Source organism: Pseudomonas sp. NPDC087817, from assembly GCF_044742875.1.
Taxonomy (GTDB): Bacteria; Pseudomonadota; Gammaproteobacteria; order Pseudomonadales; family Pseudomonadaceae; genus Aquipseudomonas.
In genome coordinates this window covers 16,912-34,756 of the sequence record NZ_JBIUVJ010000007.1, presented here as the reverse complement: position 1 = coordinate 34,756, position 17,845 = coordinate 16,912, and the positions used below count along the sequence as shown (strand labels likewise).

At 58.5% G+C, this 17,845-nt stretch carries 15 protein-coding genes and 1 pseudogene; 11 read left to right on the top strand and 5 right to left on the bottom strand.

Annotated features, from left to right (window positions below):
* Positions 1-41 precede the first annotated feature (41 nt).
* From ACIONG_RS09090 to ACIONG_RS09080, 3 genes are all read left to right on the top strand, one after another.
* Entirely contained in the window at positions 42-2,453 is a 2,412-nt protein-coding gene (locus tag ACIONG_RS09090) for a glucose/quinate/shikimate family membrane-bound PQQ-dependent dehydrogenase (protein ID WP_401298400.1), read from the top strand.
* Between the two features lie 299 nt (positions 2,454-2,752).
* On the top strand, positions 2,753-3,238 hold the full coding sequence (locus tag ACIONG_RS09085) for an Hcp family type VI secretion system effector (protein ID WP_401298397.1): 486 nt from the start codon (positions 2,753-2,755) through the stop codon (positions 3,236-3,238).
* Positions 3,235-3,948, top strand: coding sequence for a DUF4225 domain-containing protein (locus ACIONG_RS09080; protein WP_401298394.1), 714 nt, complete (start codon positions 3,235-3,237; stop codon positions 3,946-3,948). Before ACIONG_RS09085 ends, ACIONG_RS09080 begins: the two co-directional genes overlap by 4 nt.
* Positions 3,949-4,344: 396 nt before the next feature.
* Here ACIONG_RS09080 and ACIONG_RS09075 read toward each other — a convergent pair.
* A pseudogene (locus tag ACIONG_RS09075) lies at positions 4,345-4,581 on the bottom strand (Tn3 family transposase); the annotation flags it as partial.
* Between the two features lie 334 nt (positions 4,582-4,915).
* Here ACIONG_RS09075 and ACIONG_RS09070 point away from each other — a divergent pair.
* The 8 genes from ACIONG_RS09070 to cmoB all read left to right on the top strand — a co-directional run bounded on the left by ACIONG_RS09070 (position 4,916) and on the right by cmoB (position 12,888).
* Positions 4,916-5,290, top strand: coding sequence for a DUF6124 family protein (locus tag ACIONG_RS09070; protein WP_401298391.1), 375 nt, complete (start codon positions 4,916-4,918; stop codon positions 5,288-5,290).
* 651 nt (positions 5,291-5,941) lie between these two features.
* Complete coding sequence (gene lon / locus ACIONG_RS09065; protein WP_103304572.1) at positions 5,942-8,365, top strand: endopeptidase La; 2,424 nt, start codon at positions 5,942-5,944, stop codon at positions 8,363-8,365.
* Between the two features lie 198 nt (positions 8,366-8,563).
* Complete coding sequence (locus tag ACIONG_RS09060; RefSeq protein ID WP_401298387.1) at positions 8,564-9,025, top strand: hypothetical protein; 462 nt, start codon at positions 8,564-8,566, stop codon at positions 9,023-9,025.
* A 251-nt stretch (positions 9,026-9,276) separates the two neighbouring features.
* Positions 9,277-9,669 carry a hypothetical protein gene (locus ACIONG_RS09055; RefSeq protein WP_401298384.1) on the top strand — a complete coding sequence of 131 codons (393 nt, stop codon included), beginning with the start codon at positions 9,277-9,279 and terminating at the stop codon, positions 9,667-9,669.
* A gap of 280 nt (positions 9,670-9,949) precedes the next feature.
* The gene (locus ACIONG_RS09050) at positions 9,950-10,342 is read left to right on the top strand and encodes a protease inhibitor I42 family protein (RefSeq protein ID WP_103304570.1); all 393 of its coding nucleotides are present in this window, start codon (positions 9,950-9,952) and stop codon (positions 10,340-10,342) included.
* A gap of 2 nt (positions 10,343-10,344) precedes the next feature.
* Positions 10,345-10,980, top strand: a complete 636-nt coding sequence (locus ACIONG_RS09045) for a lysoplasmalogenase (RefSeq protein WP_401298381.1) — start codon at positions 10,345-10,347, stop codon at positions 10,978-10,980.
* A 211-nt stretch (positions 10,981-11,191) separates the two neighbouring features.
* On the top strand, positions 11,192-11,935 hold the full coding sequence (gene cmoA / locus ACIONG_RS09040) for a carboxy-S-adenosyl-L-methionine synthase CmoA (protein ID WP_103304567.1): 744 nt from the start codon (positions 11,192-11,194) through the stop codon (positions 11,933-11,935).
* The gene (cmoB, locus tag ACIONG_RS09035) at positions 11,932-12,888 is read left to right on the top strand and encodes a tRNA 5-methoxyuridine(34)/uridine 5-oxyacetic acid(34) synthase CmoB (RefSeq protein WP_401298376.1); all 957 of its coding nucleotides are present in this window, start codon (positions 11,932-11,934) and stop codon (positions 12,886-12,888) included. Before cmoA ends, cmoB begins: the two co-directional genes overlap by 4 nt.
* 130 nt (positions 12,889-13,018) lie before the next feature.
* Here cmoB and tadA read toward each other — a convergent pair whose 3' ends face one another.
* The 4 genes from tadA to ptsP form a co-directional block, all read right to left on the bottom strand.
* A complete protein-coding gene (tadA, locus tag ACIONG_RS09030; protein WP_213026500.1) occupies positions 13,019-13,516 on the bottom strand; it encodes a tRNA adenosine(34) deaminase TadA in 498 nt (165 codons plus the stop codon).
* On the bottom strand, positions 13,516-14,892 hold the full coding sequence (locus ACIONG_RS09025) for a multicopper oxidase family protein (protein WP_103304564.1): 1,377 nt from the start codon (positions 14,890-14,892) through the stop codon (positions 13,516-13,518). Before ACIONG_RS09025 ends, tadA begins: the two co-directional genes overlap by 1 nt.
* Positions 14,893-15,009: 117 nt before the next feature.
* A complete protein-coding gene (locus ACIONG_RS09020; RefSeq protein ID WP_103304563.1) occupies positions 15,010-15,300 on the bottom strand; it encodes a PTS transporter subunit EIIB in 291 nt (96 codons plus the stop codon).
* 2 nt (positions 15,301-15,302) lie between these two features.
* Complete coding sequence (ptsP, locus tag ACIONG_RS09015) at positions 15,303-17,840, bottom strand: phosphoenolpyruvate--protein phosphotransferase (RefSeq protein WP_401298371.1); 2,538 nt, start codon at positions 17,838-17,840, stop codon at positions 15,303-15,305.
* Positions 17,841-17,845 lie beyond the last annotated feature (5 nt).

The following is a 17,845-nucleotide window of genomic DNA, read 5'->3' as shown; positions in this document are numbered from 1 at the left end:
CTACAGCGCGGGACTACATAAACGTCACGGAGAATCACACTATGAGCACCGAAAGTGCTTCGAGTCGGGGCCGTCTGCTACCGAGCCTGCTCGGCATTCTGCTTCTACTGATGGGCCTGGCCATGTTGGCCGGTGGGGTCAAGCTGAGCATGCTCGGCGGCTCGCTGTACTACCTGCTGGCCGGTATCGGCATCGCGCTGAGCGGCATTCTGATGCTGATGCGCCGTCGCGCGGCGCTGGGCCTGTACGCCATCGTCTTGTTTGCCAGCACCGTTTGGGCGCTGTGGGAAGTCGGCCTGGACTGGTGGCAACTGGTGCCACGTCTGGCCCTGTGGTTCGTCCTCGGCTTCGTGATGTTGCTGCCGTTGTTCCGTCGTCCGCTGCTGCTCGCAGGCCCTGCGCCAATGGGCACCGGTGGTTTGACCGTGGCCGTGATCCTGGCCGGCCTCACCGCACTTGCCAGCCTGTTCACCCACCCGGGCGAAACCTTCGGCGAGCTGGGCCGCGACACTGCGGACACCACCAGCACCGCGCCAGCCATGCCGGATGGCGACTGGCAGGCCTATGGCCGCACCGAGTTCGGTGACCGCTACTCGCCGCTGAAGCAGATCACCCCGGCCAACGTCGGCAAGCTGCAAGAAGCCTGGCGCATCCAGACCGGCGACCTGCCGACCGCTGATGACCCGGTTGAGCTGACCAACGAAAACACCCCGCTCAAAGCCAACGGCATGATCTACGCCTGCACCGCGCACAGCAAAGTGCTGGCCCTGGACCCGGACACCGGCAAAGAACTGTGGCGCTTCGACCCGCAGATCAAGAGCCCGGTCGGCTTCAAAGGCTTCGCGCACATGACCTGCCGTGGCGTGTCGTACTACGACGAAGCTGCGTACGCCAAAACTGAAAACGCTGCTTCCGCAGTGATTTCGGAAGCCGGCAAAGCCGTTGCTCAGGCTTGCCCGCGTCGTCTGTACCTGCCAACCGCTGATGCCCGTCTGATCGCACTGAACGCCGACACTGGCAAAATCTGCGAAGGCTTTGGCAAAAACGGTGTGGTCGACCTGACCCAAGGCATCGGCCCGTTCACTGCCGGTGGTTACTACTCCACCTCGCCAGCGGCGATTACCCGTGATCTGGTGATCATGGGCGGTCACGTTACCGACAACGAATCGACCAACGAGCCATCGGGCGTGATCCGCGCCTTCGACGTGCGCGACGGCCACCTCGTATGGAACTGGGACAGCGACAAGCCAGACGCCACCGAGCCTTTGGCACCGGGCGAAACCTACAGCCGCAACTCTGCGAACATGTGGTCGCTGGCCAGCGTCGACGAAAAACTCGGCATGGTTTACCTGCCACTGGGCAACCAGACCCCAGACCAGTGGGGCGCTGATCGCACCCCGGGCGCCGAGAAATTCAGCGCCGGTGTTGTAGCCCTGGACCTGGCCACCGGTAAAGTGCGCTGGAACTACCAGTTCACCCACCACGACCTGTGGGACATGGACGTTGGCAGCCAGCCAACCCTGCTCGACATGAAAACCGCCGACGGCGTGAAACCTGCGCTGATCGCCCCGACCAAACAGGGCAGCCTGTACGTCCTCGACCGTCGTGACGGCACGCCGATCATCCCGATCAAGGAAATCCCGGTCCCGCAAGGCGCCGTGAAAGGCGACCACACCGCACCGACCCAGGCCCGTTCGGACCTCAACCTGCTGGCCCCGGAACTGACCGAAAAAGCCATGTGGGGCGCCAGCCCGTTCGACCAGATGCTGTGCCGCATCCAGTTCAAGGAACTGCGTTACGAAGGCCAGTACACCCCTCCTTCGGAACAGGGCAGCCTGATCTACCCGGGTAACGTCGGCGTGTTCAACTGGGGCGGCGTCTCGGTCGATCCGGTTCGCCAGATACTGTTCACCAGCCCGAACTACATGGCCTTCGTTTCGAAAATGGTGCCACGCGAGCAAGTCGCCGCCGGCAGCAAACGCGAAAGCGAAACCGCTGGCGTGCAACCGAACACCGGCGCGCCATACGCGGTGATCATGCACCCATTCATGTCGCCCTTCGGTGTACCGTGCCAGGCCCCGGCCTGGGGCTACGTCGCCGGTATCGACCTGACTACCAGCAAAGTCGTGTGGAAACGCAAAAACGGCACCAGCCGCGACAGCTCGCCAATCCCGATCGGCTTCACCCTGGGCGTGCCAAGCATGGGCGGCTCGATGGTGACTGCAGGCGGCGTCGGCTTCCTCAGCGGCACCCTCGACCAGTACCTGCGCGCGTACGACGTGAACTCTGGTAAAGAGTTGTGGAAATCGCGTCTGCCAGCAGGTGGCCAAGCGACCCCGATGACCTACACCGGCAAGGACGGCAAGCAATACGTGCTGCTGGTTGTCGGCGGTCACGGCTCGCTGGGCACCAAGATGGGTGACTATGTGATTGCGTACAAACTGCCGGAATAAGATTTAGCGGCGGTAAAACAAAGGCGATGTCCCGAAAGGGACATCGCCTTTTTTGTGCATGCGATTCTGAGCCTGCCGGAGAAACCTGTGGGCGCTGCGGTGCGACGATTCGACTTGCCAGCGATAACGGTGGGTCAGACAGCAAATAGGAAGCCATGCATGCCCATTTCATCGTCACCGGTGGGCAATGGCACACCAGATTAAGCTCGGATTTATTTCGTATGGCTTTTCAGAAACGCCCTACAGCGCACCTGAAAACCTTGTAATAGGATGTTCCCTGACTACAAGGAGTGTCACTTATGGCTAACCATGGTTACATGACCATCACCGGTAAGGCTCAAGGATTGATTTCGGCGGGTTGTTCAACCCAAGATTCTATTGGCAATAAGTGTCAGTCCGGGCATACCGACGAAATTATGGTGTTGTCTTACTCCCATAACATGGTCAACATCGGAAACATCAATAAGCCAACACATAATCCAATCATCATCACCAAAAACGTTGATAAATCCTCGCCACTCCTCGCCCAAGCACTTTCAACTAGAGAACAAATAAACTGCATAATTAGCTTTTATCGAGTTTCTCCTTCCGGCATACAGGAAAGATTCTATTCAGTTTCGATCAATGGCGGGATTATTGCTGACCTAACACTTGAAATGCCTCATTCTATTTTGCAAAACGATGCCGAACCGCAAGAACATATAGCTATCCGTTATCGAGATATAACCTGGACCCACCATGCTGCTGGCACCAGCGGATATGGCACATGGGGGAATAACGAATGAAACCACTGAGCGAGAGTTGCACGCCTGGTAGTTGTGACTACTGGATGGTCAGTGCCGCAGCTGGAAAACTTGGAAGCCAAGCCTGTACCTTAGGTGCTAGACACATCAAAGACGGCATGCTGCGCTTGCAGTTCAACCGCGAAATCGCTTATTACGCCAAAAGCATTGTAGATGACGTTGCTCAGGGCAAAAAAACTGCTGAGCAGGGTTTGCAGGAACTGAAGAACGAACAAAGCAGCTTGCTTAATCAGTCATGGGAAATAGCCAAAAAAGGCGCCGGCGCTATTGCGGGTGCAATGCAGGTTATAACGGGCGGTGGGATATGCTATGCCTCAGCAGGTACGCTGTGTATCGTGGCAGGTTTGCCAATGATGGCCCATGGAGCAAATAACATTTATGAAAACGGACGCAATCTTTTAGAGGATCGAACTGATACAGAAGGTCCTGTCAGGAAGGGTTATCAAACCATAGCAAAGGCGGTGGGACATGAAGCGCGTGAGGGGAATTTAGCCTACAGTACCGCTGACTTAGGCCTGTCCGTCTATGGCCTGAGTCGATACATATTAAAGCCCGATGCCTGGCGTTTGTTTAGATATGTCAGGACAGACTATGTACGATCTTATAAAGGGATGGGCGTTAGCGCATGGGGGCTTGAAATACATACTGATTTCCAAACAGGAAAACAGATCTACCAAGAGAGCACAAAATGATTGTGTGGACTTTCCCTATCTTGGCTGCTTGTGGTGTTTTTTTCGCCTATCTTCTAAAAGTGCGCCTCTCGGGAAACAACTTAAATAGCATTAAGTTTTTTTTCTGTTTGATATTTAACGGCCTCTTTGTTGTTCCTTATATAGACATCATTGAAAACAATGACTTTCTGCTTTTAGGGCATAGACCAGAAATAATTGCAGAACACCCATTCATTGGCTGGATTGCGTTTTCTTGCATATTCATTCATTCACTTTCACTACCGGTTAAGCGGAAAATCAAGTGGTTATTTTCACGAAAGTGAACTCACATCCATTCAATACCCATAAAGGCTTTTTCAAAACTGCGTCCTGGTAATCCTCACAGCCATCGTCTGAATTAATCACTGGCCGCTCAGCGATCAGTTCGAACTTGACCGTCTGGCGGGCAAGTCCGTTGAGCTTGCCGTAAACCGCGTCCGGATGTGTGTGCCAGAACCTGGTACCGCCAACATCGGCCAGACGTGGATAGAAGTGATAAACAAGCAGACGGAACACCCCGAACACCCCATCACCGTAGGCGTCGGTATCAGTCACGATTTGTGTTGGCTGCAACTCGGCCTGCTGTGCCAGCACGACCGCGAGCAATACCATGTTGTAGGAATTTTGCTTGTCCTACAGATACTGGTGATTGCGCGGAGATTTCCGACAAGTTGTGTCGGTTGTGCGTCGGAAATCGGGTGGATAGGCTCGGGGGGTCGCTGCAAATTCAGCGAACGGGCGTCGCGGCCCGACCTCTTAAGGCATAATCGCCCGCTGACTGCAGCACATAAGTGTCTGTCAGTCTGTTTTATGGCGGCTGTGCGCGGGATACCTTCGGGTATGCCGAATTGCCTTGGGAGTCGGTCCGCGAACCCGCGTATAGCTGCCACCCTCGAATTGCGTCGCGGCAACTAGAGGGATGGCTCCACTACTTCCCAAGGAGTCATATATGAAAAAGCCAACACCCAATCCCCCAGAAACCAACGACACCTCGCCCTACGAATCCCCCGAATCCAAGAAATTCCACGAAGCCGCCGAACGCGCCCTCGACCACTACCTCAAACCGAACGCGCTCACCCTGCGCTTCCACAAACCCAGCACCATGTTCCAGATCGCGCCCGATCAGGACAGCGAAAGCCTGCTGGTCCACGCCTGCGAATCACTGGCACAAGCCAGCCTCATGAGTAGCGACGTCGCCGCCTACATCGACCTGCCGCAGCGGCGCACGATTATGGCGATCCAGCAGATCATCATGCTCGCCGAACTGGCGGTGAACCGCGTGCTGGATAACCACGAAATCCCCGAACCCCCTGCACACATCTAACCCCTAGTGGGAGCGAGCCTGCTCGCGAAGGCGTCAGCCCATCCAGCAGTTATGGTGCCTGACCCACCGCTTTCGCGAGCAGGCTCGCTCCCACAGTAGGATTTAGTGCATCCAGCAAGAGAATGGTCGGCTGTCAGCCCGCCAGCTTCAGCAGACTGGCCCCCACAGCGACCGAGTCAACCACTAGGCCGAGTGTCAGCTCGCCTGCTTTTGATCTTGATCCACGGGCGACGTCGGAAGGCTGAGTGGAGGGGTTGATCCGGGGGGGGAGCGTAGCGACCGTTTGGCGCAGCCAAACACATCGAGAGGAGGTGCAGCGAAGCAAACCGGAGGCGATGCCCCCCGGATCAATCCCGCAGCGAAGGAACCCCGAGCCTCAGCGAGCGGGCCGCACGCAGGAGCAAGCCTTTTTGGTTACTTTTTCGGCGTCTGGAAAAAGTGACCCGCCGTAAGGGCGGAACCCTAAGCCGCCATCACAAAAAAACGGATATACACACCAAACCACCACAACATGGTCGGCCCAAAGGCCGCCAAGCCCAAAGCGCGAACCCTGTCAAAACCCTGAACACACAAACAGAAACACACCCCCACCATTGAAACCACCACCAGCCTGCCCCATCTAAGACCCATACTCCATTGCGCAGGTGCCCCATGAGCGACCAGCAAGAATTCCCGGAAAACCCAGACGACTACACCGAAACCGAAGCCGAACACATCGAACACACCTCCTCCGGCAAAGGCCTCGCCCTGCCCGGCCAGAACCTGCCGGACAAGGTCTACATCATCCCGATCCACAATCGCCCGTTCTTCCCGGCCCAGGTCCTGCCGGTCATCGTCAACGAAGAACCCTGGGCCGAAACCCTCGAACTGGTCAGCAAATCCGATCACCACTCCCTGGCCCTGTTCTTCATGGACACCCCCCAGGAAGACCCGCGCCACTTCAACACCGACGCCCTGCCGCAATACGGCACCCTGGTCAAAGTCCACCACGCCAGCCGCGAAAACGGCAAACTGCAGTTCGTCGCCCAAGGCCTCAGCCGCGTGCGCATCAAGACCTGGCTGAAACACCACCGCCCACCGTATCTGGTCGAAGTCGAATACCCGCATCAGCCCACCGAGCCGACCGACGAGGTCAAGGCCTACGGCATGGCGCTGATCAACGCGATCAAGGAACTGCTGCCGCTCAACCCGCTGTACAGCGAAGAGCTGAAGAACTACCTCAACCGCTTCAGCCCCAACGACCCATCGCCGCTGACTGACTTCGCCGCCGCCCTGACCTCCGCCACCGGCCCCGAGCTGCAAGAAGTGCTCGACTGCGTGCCGATGCTTAAGCGCATGGAAAAAGTTCTGCCGATGCTGCGCAAGGAAGTCGAAGTCGCGCGCCTGCAAAAAGAGATCTCGGCGGAAGTTAACCGCAAGATCGGCGAGCATCAGCGCGAGTTCTTCCTCAAGGAACAGCTGAAAGTCATCCAGCAGGAGCTTGGCCTGACCAAGGACGACCGCAGCGCCGACCTCGAACAGTTCGAACAACGCCTGGAAGGCAAAGTCCTGCCGGCGCAGGTGCAGAAGCGCCTCGAAGAAGAAATGCACAAACTGTCGATCCTTGAAACCGGTTCGCCGGAGTACGCGGTCACCCGCAATTACCTCGACTGGGCAACGTCAGTGCCATGGGGCGTGTACGGCGAGGACAAACTCGACCTCAAGCACGCGCGCAAGGTGCTCGACAAACACCACGCCGGCCTCGACGACATCAAGGACCGCATCCTCGAATTCCTCGCCGTCGGTGCCTATAAAGGTGAGATCAGCGGCTCCATCGTGTTGCTGGTCGGCCCTCCGGGCGTGGGTAAAACCAGCGTCGGCAAATCCATCGCCGAGTCTCTCGGCAGGCCGTTCTACCGCTTCAGCCTCGGCGGCATGCGCGACGAAGCCGAGATCAAGGGCCACCGCCGCACCTACATCGGCGCGCAGCCGGGCAAACTGGTGCAGGCGTTGAAAGACGTCGAAGTGATGAACCCGGTGATCATGCTCGACGAGATCGACAAAATGGGCCAGAGCTACCAGGGCGACCCGGCCTCGGCGCTTCTGGAAACCCTCGATCCTGAGCAGAACGTCGAATTCCTCGATCACTACCTAGACCTGCGCATGGACCTGTCGAAAGTGCTGTTCGTCTGCACGGCCAACACCCTCGATTCGATCCCCGGCCCGTTGCTCGACCGGATGGAAGTGATTCGCCTGTCGGGCTACATCACCGAAGAAAAAGTCGCCATCGCCAAGCGTCACCTGTGGCCAAAACTGCTGGAGAAGGCTGGCGTGTCGAAAGGCAGCCTGAGCATCAGCGACAGCGCGCTCAAAGCCTTGATCGACGGTTACGCCCGTGAAGCCGGCGTGCGTCAGCTCGAAAAGCAAATGGGCAAACTGGTGCGCAAAGCGGTGATGAAGCTGATCGACGATCCGAAAGCGGTGATCAAACTCGGGCCGAAAGATCTTGAGGCCTCACTGGGTCATCCGGTGTTCCGCAACGAGCAAGTGTTGTCCGGTACCGGCGTGATTACCGGCCTGGCCTGGACCAGCATGGGCGGCGCGACCCTGCCGATCGAAGCCACGCGAATTCACACACTCAATCGCGGTTTCAAACTTACCGGGCAACTGGGTGACGTAATGAAGGAGTCGGCGGAGATCGCTTACAGCTACGTCAGCTCGCACCTGAAGTCGTTTGGCGGCGATCCGAAGTTCTTCGACGAAGCCTTCGTCCACCTGCACGTGCCGGAAGGTGCCACACCAAAAGACGGCCCAAGCGCCGGCGTGACCATGGCCAGCGCCCTGCTCTCCCTCGCCCGTAATCAGGCGCCGAAAAAAGGTGTGGCGATGACCGGCGAACTGACGCTGACCGGGCATGTACTGCCGATTGGCGGGGTGCGCGAGAAGGTGATTGCGGCAAGAAGACAGAAGATTTTCGAGCTGATTTTGCCGGAGCCGAATCGGGGTAACTTCGAGGAACTGCCGGATTATCTGAAGGAAGGCATTACCGTGCATTTCGCCAAGCGTTTTGCGGATGTGGCGAAGGTGTTGTTCTGAGCAACTAATACGAGAGTAGTTAAAATGGCCAGCGCTCCTTCGCTGGCCATTTTTCGCTTAATTAGTTTCGTTTTCGCAAAATCTTATAACCAAAAAATCTAGCCTACCTGTCAACTCTTACAGTTCCCTCTCCATGAACTTGCCGATAGGTTAACCGCTGTGGCGTTAACCCATTACCGCGCAAAAGGAGTTCGTATCTTGAGTATTCATGACGGTAGAAAACCGTTTCACTCTGTGCCCGCAATAGGCTTGGTCTTTCGCAAGAATTCCGCGACTGAATACCTGAATGCACACGTCAACGATGATGAGTTTGAGGCGACAGAAATTTTCGCCAGCGCTGGCACCCGGGAAATCATGGCTATTTTCAAGGCCGGTGAAAAATACACCCCGGAAGATCGATCGTTTGACTTTTACTTTCCCGTCAAGATAGAAACTGGAATCTACCCGCTGACTGCCGGTCTCGAAATAGCCTTTACCGAATATGTCCCGCAGCAACACTCAACGCATCAATATTTCACTTACTTCGCTCACTCGGGTGATTTGAACATTTTTGTAAATACTCAAAAGACCGTTTACTCAGGTTCATTCAGTGCCAGGTTCAATAACAAGGTAGGTGAAGAGATCAGCGCTAGCGGCACTTTCGGTTTTTTGATTGGGTAATGATTCGAAGAACTACCGAACTTCTTTAAGGACGGCATTACCGTGCATTTCGCCAAACGGGTTGCGGATGTGGCGTAGGTATTTTCTAGAATGGAAGGGCTTTGCAGCGTATTCGGATATTTAATACGATCACGTTCTATATCACTCGCCCTTAATTCCAAATCGTTCTTACAACCTGTCAACTATTACAGTTTCGTCGCTTACACAATTAGCTGACCATAAAACTCCACCCCTTCATGGAATCATTCACGATGAACGCTAAAACTGTCGTAACAAATACCATCACCGGTACATTTACAGCCAAGATTGAAAAGCAGCCTGACTTCGCGGCCACCCGATTTACCGTCTCCGAAGGGAGTGACTATTTCCATTTTTACGGCACAGAAGGTGATCCCCACCCGCTTAAAAACTATCGAGGGATTTACATAATTGTAAAAAAAGACGTGAGCGGTTTTAAAGTCGCCCAATTTGGCTACCTCGACAAGCAGGGCGAAAAAGAAAAATTCTACGAAGCCGAAGGCGGAACATTCACCTTCAATTTCGATGAGACCAAAAGAAGCTACAAAATGTCATTCCATGTTGTCGCCCAATACGAAATAGAAAAGGTCGACATTCTCGGCAGCTTCGACCTTGAGGTGAGTTAATTTCCATAACCTTGTGGGCCTGCACTTTGCCAAGCGGTTTACGATGTGGCAAAGGTGCTCTTCTGACAATCATGTAGTGCCTGATATACCGCTATCGCTGGCAAGCCAGCTCCCACAATGTTCGTTGGTGATCACAAATCCTGTGTTCAACCGAGAAACCTGTGGGAGCTGGCTTGCCAGCGATGGCGCCCGGACTGACGACGCCAGCCCCGACTGTCACACTTTGTCTCATCTTCAGTTATGCTCGCCGTTCGTCGCCAACGCCGGAGCCGCTGACCTTATGTCCCCCACTCGCCTGTTTCTCCCCCTCGCCCTTGCCTTGCTGGCCGCTTGCGCCACGCAGCCGAAACACAACGTGACCGTGGAAAAACAAAGCGAATGCCCGGTGCGGCTCACCACGGGGCAGAACCTCATCATCATGCTGCCGAGCAACCCGACCACGGGTTATCGCTGGGCCATTCAGGACTCGGCCGGTGGCGTGTTGCGCGCGCTCAGCCCTGAGGTTTACAGCAATCCGGAAGATGCCGGCGTGGTTGGCGCTGCCGGGCTTTCGACCTGGCGCTTCCAGGCCTTCGCCCCCGGCACCGGACGTCTGCGCCTGACCTCGCAACAACCGTGGGCACCCGAGGTGTTGCCGGTGGAAACCTTTGACTGCGCGATTTCGGTGAACTGATCGTGGGTTGGCTGATTCTGGCGCTGATGGGCGCGGTGACGTTTCTCTACGGTGTAAGCACACATGCAGCGCTGCTCTGCCTGTTGGTCAAACCGCTGCCGGTGCTGGCGTTGCTCGGCTGGCTGCATGATGCGCCGCCCAGCGACTATCGGCGCTGGATCAGCCTGGGTCTGATTTTCTCTCTGCTCGGCGATGTGCTGCTGGCGTGGCCGGGGGATTTGTTCGTGTTTGGCCTGGGTGCGTTTCTGGTTGCGCATCTGGCGTATCTGAAGGCCTATCTGAGTGACTGCAAACGTCTGGCGCTGTTGCCGCTGGTGCTCGCAGTCGTGGTCGGCGCGGCGCTGTTGGGCATTCTGATTTCCAACGGGCTTGGGCCATTGCTGGTACCAGTGATTGTCTACGGCACAGCTATAAGCGCCATGCTCTGGCGCGCCCTCGCTCGTCTCGGCACCGACGTCCCCAAGCGCTCGGCGCTGCTGGCGGCTGGCGGTGCGCTGGCGTTTGTGTTCTCGGACAGCGTGATCGGTATCGATCGTTTCGCATCCCCATTCCAGGCTGCGCCGTACGTCATCATCCTCAGCTACTGGCTGGGACAGTGGGGCATTGCGGCCTCTGCCTTTTCCCAGACTAAACGCTAACCCTGTGGTGAGGGGATTCATCCCCGATGGGCTGCGCAGCGGCCCCGAAACCGGTCAATCAGGTGTGTCAGACAGACCGCAGGCACAGGTTTTGGGGCTGCTGCGCAGCCCATCGGGGATAAATCCCCTCGCCACGTCGGACAACCCAAGCATCCCCGCGCCAGTTTGGCTAAAATGCCGGCCTTTTCCACCGACACCGCCGGACACCGCCGTGAGCAAAGAACCCGATCGCATTTTCGCCCAGCCCCTGGACAAGGTGCCTGACTTCGCCTTCAACGAAGACGTGGTGCGGGTGTTCCCGGACATGATCAAGCGCTCGGTGCCGGGTTACCCGACCATCGTCGAGAACCTTGGCGTGCTCGCGGCGCAGTTCGCCCAGCCAAACAGCGTGCTCTACGATCTCGGCTCGTCGCTGGGTGCGGTGACTCAGGCATTGCGTCGCCATGTGCGCACTGACGGCTGCCGGGTGATCGCGGTGGACAACTCGGCGGCGATGGTCGAGCGTTGCCGCGAGTACCTCAACGGTCAGGATTCGATGTTCCAGGAGTTGCTGCCGGTTGAAGTGATCGAGGGCGATATCCTCGCGCTGGACTTCAAACCCGCGTCGGTGGTGGCACTGAACTTCACTCTGCAATTCATCGCCCCGGATCAACGCACCGCGTTGCTTTCGCGCATCCGCCAATCGTTGCTGCCTGGCGGCGCCTTGATTCTCTCGGAGAAGCTGCGCTTCAACGATGCCGAAGAACATGAGTTGCTCACCGATCTGCATGTCGCGTTCAAACGCGCCAACGGTTACAGCGAACTGGAAATCGCCCAGAAGCGCAGTGCCATCGAAAACGTCATGAAGCCCGACAGCCTCGAAGAACACCGCGAACGCCTGTTGGCCGCCGGGTTCTCGAAAGTCGTGCCGTGGTTCCAGTGTCTTAACTTTGCCTCGTTGATTGCCTTGCCATGATTGATCTGTCCCCCCTCGCCCGCCGTCTGGCTGGCACCCCGCTGGCCGACTGGGCCAACACCCTGCAAGCGCAACTCGACAAGAAAATGGAGAAAGGTCACGGCGACCTGGAGCGCTGGCAAAGTGCGCTGGATGCCTTGCCGAAGATCCAGCCGAGTGAAATCGATCTGCTCAACGGCTTGAAGCTCGACACCGATTGCGACGATGCAACCCGTGCGCAAATGCGCACCGCGCTGATGGGCCTGTCGCCATGGCGCAAGGGGCCGTTCGATCTGTTTGGCGTGCACGTCGACACCGAATGGCGTTCGGACTGGAAATGGTCGCGGGTTGCACCGCATCTGAATCTGCAGGGCAAGCGCATCCTCGATGTCGGTTGCGGCAACGGCTACTACATGTGGCGCATGCTCGGCGCCGGCGCGGACAGCGTGATCGGTGTCGATCCGAACTGGCTGTTCTTCTGCCAGTTCCAGGCGGTGCAGCGTTATCTGTCCGAGCCGAACGCCTGGCATCTGCCGTTCCCGTTCGAAGACCTGCCGCCGAACCTCGAAGGTTTCGACACGGTGTTTTCCATGGGCGTGTTCTATCACCGTCGCTCGCCGATCGAGCATTTATTGGCGCTGAAGGATTGCCTGGTCAAGGGCGGCGAACTGGTGCTGGAAACGCTGGTGGTCGAGGGCGACAAGCATCAAGTGCTGGTGCCGGAAGATCGCTATGCGCAGATGCGTAACGTGTGGTTCCTGCCGTCGGTACCGGCGCTGGAATTGTGGTTGCGGCGTGCCGGGTTTACCGATATTCGTTGTGTCGATGTCAGCACCACGACGGTCGAGGAACAACGTGGTACCGAGTGGATGAAGTATCAGTCGCTGAGCGACTTCCTTGATCCCGAGGATCACAGCAAGACGATTGAAGGACTGCCGGCGCCGATGCGGGCGGTGATTGTCGCGAAGAAGTAATGTTTACAACCACCAAACAAACCTGTGGGAGCTGGCTTGCCAGCGATGGCGTCGGCACATCAAACATTGATGTTGGCTGAACCAATGCTATCGCTGGCAAGCCAGCTCCCACAGGGTTTTGTGTTGTCTTTTAGATAGCTGGTTTAGCGCGACGAGCGCGGAAGAACTCGGTCAACACCGCCCCGCACTCCTCCGCCAACACCCCGCCCTCATACAACACCCGATGATTCAAAAAGCCCTGGGTAAAAAACTGTCCCTGGCTCTGCACGATCCCGGCCTTCGGTTCCAGCGCGCCATACACCACCCGCGCCACCCGCGAATGCACGATCAAACCGGCGCACATGCTGCACGGTTCCAGCGTCACATACAGCGTGCTGCCCGGCAGGCGATAGTTGTTCACGGCTTGCGCGGCGGCGCGGATCGCGACCATTTCCGCGTGGGCGCTGGGGTCGCTGGCGCTAATCGGGCAATTGAAGCCGCGACCGATGATCTCGCCATCCTGCACCAGCACCGCGCCGACCGGCACTTCGCCGAGGGCTGCGCCTTGCGCCGCAAGGGCCAGGGCTTCGCGCATGAAATCGCGATCACGGCTGCGGTCGATGATCGCCGCGGGGCGAATCTGGCGCATCACTTCACCTCGATGGCGGCCATCAGGCCGGTTTCCATGTGATCAATCACATGACAGTGGAACATCCACACCCCCGGGTTATCCGCCACCAGCGCCACTTGTGCGCGCTCGTTCTTGCCCAGCAGATAGGTGTCGGTGAAGTACGGAATGATCTTGTGCCGGTTCGACGCAATCACCTTGAAACTCATGCCATGCAGGTGGATCGGGTGCTGATACTGGGTCATGTTCTTCAGTTCGAAAATATAGCTCTGACCCAGTTTCAGGCTGGCGATCGGCCGGTCGGCACAAGTCTTGTCGGTGATGTCCCAGGCCTTGCCGTTGATCTGCCACAGACTTGGCGGCTTGCCGTTGTCGACGTTGACCGACACCGAACCGACCCATTCGAAATTGAAGTTGAGTTTCTCGGCATTGGCCAGGTCCGGCTCGGCCACCGGATTGGCGGGCAGCGCTTTCGGCCAGTCCGTCGGCGCATCGGTGTTGGCCACCGAACGCAAGGTACCCAGTCGGACCGGGCCGTTGCGCAGCGAGAGTTCTTCACCCTCGGCCGGCGCCTTGATCGCCAGACAAATGCGCATGCCCGGACCAAGCCAATATTCCTTGCCCAGCGGGCGAGGTTCGACCGGGTTGCCATCCAGCGCGTAGATCTTCGCCTCAACGCCAGGAATGTTGATGCGATACGTCAGGGTGTTATCGAGATTGAGCAAGCGCACGCGGGTGATCTGCCCGGCCGGCAATTCGATCACTGGCAACGGTACGCCGTTGATGGTCGACAGACGCCCCGCCGTGCCGCCACGCGCAGCTTCACGCGGAATGCTGAATTCGACGAAGTTGCCTTCGTCATCGATGTGCCAGTTTTTCAGGCTCAGGGTCTTTTCATACTTGAAACCGGTCGGCTCGCGCTCTTCGATGATCAGCGGCCCGACCAGCCCGCGACCGAGTTCTTCGCTGCTGCTGACGTGCGGGTGGTACCAATAGCTGCCGGCGTCCGGCACGCGGAATTTGTAGTCGAAGTATTCGCCCGGCAGCACTGGCAGTTGCGAGACGTACGGCACACCGTCCATTTCCAGCGGCAGGCGAATGCCGTGCCAGTGGATGGTGGTCGCGACCGGCAGATGGTTGATGAACCGCACCCGCAGCCATTCACCCTGACGCACGCGCAATTCAGTACCCGGCGCCGACGGGCCGAACGCCCACGCCTCGGTCTTGTGCCCGGGCACCAGTTCCACGTCCAGTGGCGCGGCGATCAGCTCGTAGTCGTGACCCGCCTCGGCGTCGGCCATCTTGCCCAGCCAGTAACGCGACGCGCCCCCCGCTCCAACGCCAACGACAACAAGACCGGCCAGGCCACCGAGGATTTGGCGACGGGTAAAGGACATGAACTCAACTACCTCACGTATCAGCGACAGACCCTGAAGGCCCGTAAAAGGCGAATACGATACACCTGCGGTTGAGAAACAGTAAGGGTGACCTGAGGCCGCACATCCCCTCCGCGCTCAGCTTTGCAGGCCGGTAATCAGGTGCACCACCCCGCCCTCCAGGGGCATGACGCCCGCGACACCGGCCTCGCTGAGCGCCTGGCGATCCATCAGCGACACATCGCCCAACGCCACGCGCACGCGGGTCAACGCGACCGGTTGCTGCGATTTGAGGTTATCCGCACCACCCAGCGCGGCGACGATCTCGGCACTCAATCCATCGGCAGGCTCGGCCTGCGCGGGCGGTGCATCCACCACCAGATCCGGGGTCAGGGCTTTCCAGAATGCCTGCTGCAATTTATCGAACATGTTCAGTTCTCCAGAGCCGGTAAGGTATCGACGGTCGCTTCTTGATACAGGCGCAGCGCCTCACGCACTTCTTCAGCGCTTTCCAGGCCCTGCACCTGCTCGGCAATGGCCTTGCAGTCGAGCAGATCCACCTCGCGTACCGCCGCTTTGATCGCCGGAATCTGCGGCACACTCACCGACAACTCGTCCACGCCCAGCCCCAGCAACAGCGGCACCGCCAGACGTTCGGAGGCCATCGCCCCACAGACACCGACCCATTTGCCATGGGCGTGCGCGGCGTTCACGGTCAGCGCAATCAGGCGCAGTACCGATGGATGAAAGCTGTCCGCCTGACTGGCCAGACGCGGATGATCGCGATCCATGGCCAGGGTGTATTGGGTCAGATCGTTGGTGCCGATCGAGAAGAAGTCCACGTGCGGGGCAAACACGTCGGCCATCAATGCCGCCGCCGGCACTTCGATCATGATCCCCAGTTTCGGCAGTTGACCCAGATTCAGCGCCAGCGCTTCCTCCTCCAGCATCTGTCGGGCCAGACGCAATTCCGCCAGTTGAGTGACCATCGGCAACATGATGTGCAGACGCGTCAGGCCGACACTGCCGAGGATCGCGCGGAACTGCTCACGCAACAGGTCCGGGCGCGCCAGACACAGGCGAATTCCGCGCAGCCCGAGGAACGGATTGGTTTCGCTGTCCATCGGCACGTAAGCCAGCGGTTTGTCGCCACCGACATCCAGCGTACGCACCACCAGATTGTGCGACGGCCCCACCGCCCGGGCGATGGCGCTGTAGGTCGACACCTGTTCATCACGGGTGGGCGCATGATTGCGATCCAGATAAAGAAACTCCGAACGCAAAAGCCCCACGCCTGCGCTGCCCACGGCCATCGCCCGTTCGGTTTCGCTCAGCGAGGCAACGTTGGCCGTGACTTCGATGTGATGCCCGTCTCGGGTGCAGGCTGCTTGCGTCGCCTGCGCCTGCTCGTGTTGATGGCGCTGGCGTTGCTGCTCGTGCCTGGCTTGCCACTGGCTGATCGCCTCCGGATCCGGATGCAAGTGCAACTCGCCCCGGTCGGCGTCGAGCAATACCTGGGCGCCATTGGCCAGCGCGAGCATTTGCCCAGGCATCCCGCAGATCGCCGGCAAACCACAGGCTCGGGCCAGAATCGCAACGTGACTGGTCGCCCCGCCACCGACCGTGGCGAAACCCAGCACTTTGCCGGTGTCGAGGCCGGCGGTCTGCGACGGCGTCAGTTGATCGGCGATCAGAATCGTCCCGGCGGGCAGTTCCAGCGCCCGCTCGCGAACCCCGAGGATCAGTTTCAGCACGCGCGCGCCCACGTCAGCCAGATCCGCCGCCCTCTCGGCCAGCAACGCACTGCCCAGTTGCTGGAACAGTGTCGCTGTCGACTCGGTAGCCGCACGCCAGGCAAACGCCGCGCTTTTACCCTCAACGATCAACGCCTGAGCCTGATCCAGCAGACTCGGATCTTCGAGCAGTTCCTGATGCGCCTTGAAAATTTCCGCCTGAGCTTCACTGATGGCGATGTCGCGCAGATGCTGCAAGGCCATATCGGCCTCGATCAACGCGTTAGCCAACGTTTCGCGTTCGATGTGCAAACCCGCACCGAACTCTTTCACTTCAAGCGTCGGCTCGGTGATCTGCACCACCTGCCCCAATGCCGAACCGGGTGACGCACAGACTCCACGCAAAACCGTCAGGGCCTCTGCCTCGGCGCGCTCGACTGGCGCCACAGCAACCACTGCCGTCACCGCTTCGCCGCAGCCTTCGGCCAATAATCTGGTGAGCGTATTGACCGCGTCTTCAGCATCGTCGCCCAGCGCACTGACCTGCACGCTGTCACCGAAAGCGGTCTGCAACGCCATGATCGACACCAATGACTTGGCGTTGGCTTCAGATTGCTGTTTGTGCAGATAAATCTTTGCTGAAAAAGCCTTGGCCGCTTGCGCGAACACCGCCGCCGGACGCGCATGCAGGCCATTCGGGTTAGGCAGTTTCAGCGATTGCGAAAACAGCCTTTGGCCCTCTGCAACCACAGCTTCCTCGCTGCTCGCCGTGGTGCTGGCGAGGCTCAGCAGTGCCTGGCCGGTTTCGACCAGACCGCTTGGCGAGACGCACCAACTGAATGGCTCACCGCTGACCACCAGCATCAGGGTCATCAGGCTGCGAGCGTGCAGGGCGACGTAATCGGCATCGAACTCGATCAGCGCCTGCCCGACCTCAACCCGCTGGCCTTCCTCAACCTGCCGGGTGAATCCCTGCCCCCCCAGGTTCACCGTATCAAGACCGATGTGCATCAATACCTGAACGCCCGTGTCGGCAGTGATACTGATCGCATGCCCACTGGCCTGCACGTTGCTGACCACCCCGGCCAGCGGCGCGCACAGCGTTGACGAAGTCGGGTCGATGCACAGACCGTCGCCGATCACGCGCCTGGAAAACACCGGATCAGGCACTTGATCCAGCGGTATCAGCACGCCGGACAGAGGCGCCAGCAGTTGCAATTGTTGGGATGTGGCCATGACGT